We start from the raw sequence: 1,248 nt of genomic DNA, 5'->3' as shown, positions 1-1,248 counted from the left end.
TGACCTGCCCCCCGGAAGTTCCCTCGCTGTGATGTAGAGTCTGCCCAACCTGAGAAGGAGCAGACGACATGAGGAAAAGCCGTTTCACCGAGGCGCAGATTATCGGGATGATCAGGGAACAGGAGGCCGGTTTGCCGACCTCCGAGCTTTGCCGGAAGCACGGGCTGAGCCCAGCAACGTTCTACAAGCTGAAGGCCAAGTATGGCGGGATGGATCTGTCCGACGCCAAGCGGCTGAAGCAACTCGAAGACGAGAATGCGAAGCTCAAGCGCCTGCTGGCGGATGCCATGCTCGACAATGTGGTTCTGAAAGACTTGCTGGGAAAACCCTGACGACACCGATGGCGCGGCGGGACGCGGTGCTGCGGGCGATGAAGGATCATCCGATCTCTCAGCGCCGGGCCTGCGTCCTGATCGGTGTCGATCCGAAGACGGTGCGGCGTGACAGGCCGCCCGACAACTCGGAAATCCGTGAGGAGATGCGCAAGATCGCCGAGAAGCGCCGCCGGTTCGGGTATCGGCGCGTGGGCATCCTGCTGGAGCGCAAGGGCATGGTCATGAACGAGAAGAAGCTCTACCGGATTTACCGCGAAGAGGGGCTGTCAGTGCGACGCAGACGTGGCCGCAAACGGGCGCGCGGCAGCCGAACCCCGATGCCGGTGCCGCTGCGGCCGAACCAGCGCTGGTCGCTGGACTTTCTGTCCGACACCTTCGGGGCCTGCCGCAAGTTCCGCATCCTGGCCGTCAACGACGATTGCTGCCGCGAGAACCTGGCGCTGATCGCCGACACCAGCATCTCTGGGGCTCGGGTGGCGCGAGAACTGGATGCCCTGGTCAGGATTTACGGCAAGCCCGCTTGCATCGTCAGCGACAACGGGACCGAGTTCACCAGCAAGGCGATCCTGAAATGGGCTAACGAGAACGGCGTCGAATGGCACTACATCGATCCGGGCAAGCCGCAGCAGAACGGCTACATCGAAAGCTTCAACGGCAGCCTGCGGGACGAATGCCTGAACGAGGAAATCTTCGATAGCCTGGCCGATGCCCGCCGCAAACTGGCCCTCTGGCGCTACGACTACAACCACGTCCGGCCCCATTCCTCGCTGGGCAACAAGACTCCGTCCGACGCGCGCCGGGCGCTTGAGCAATCTGAGGGCTCCGCGCCCGGCGCGCTTGCCCAACCCGAAACCGACCACTATCAACCCCAAGGACTCTCGTTATGAACGAGGGACGACCGGGGGGCAGGTCA

The 1,248-nt window shown here is 63.0% G+C and carries 1 protein-coding gene; it reads left to right on the top strand.

Annotation, left to right across the window (positions count from 1 at the left end; all coding sequences use genetic code 11):
• Window positions 1–68: 68 nt before the first annotated feature.
• A protein-coding gene (locus JI744_RS19020) for an IS3 family transposase (RefSeq protein WP_202662760.1) occupies window positions 69–1,222 on the top strand; the annotation gives its coding sequence in 2 pieces (ribosomal slippage) (window positions 69–327 and window positions 327–1,222; 1,155 coding nt in all).
• Window positions 1,223–1,248 lie beyond the last annotated feature (26 nt).

It is taken from the genome of Fuscibacter oryzae (assembly GCF_016765795.1).
In the GTDB taxonomy this organism is placed as follows: Bacteria; Pseudomonadota; Alphaproteobacteria; order Rhodobacterales; family Rhodobacteraceae; genus Fuscibacter; species Fuscibacter oryzae.
This window is presented reverse-complemented; position numbering and strand designations above follow the sequence as displayed.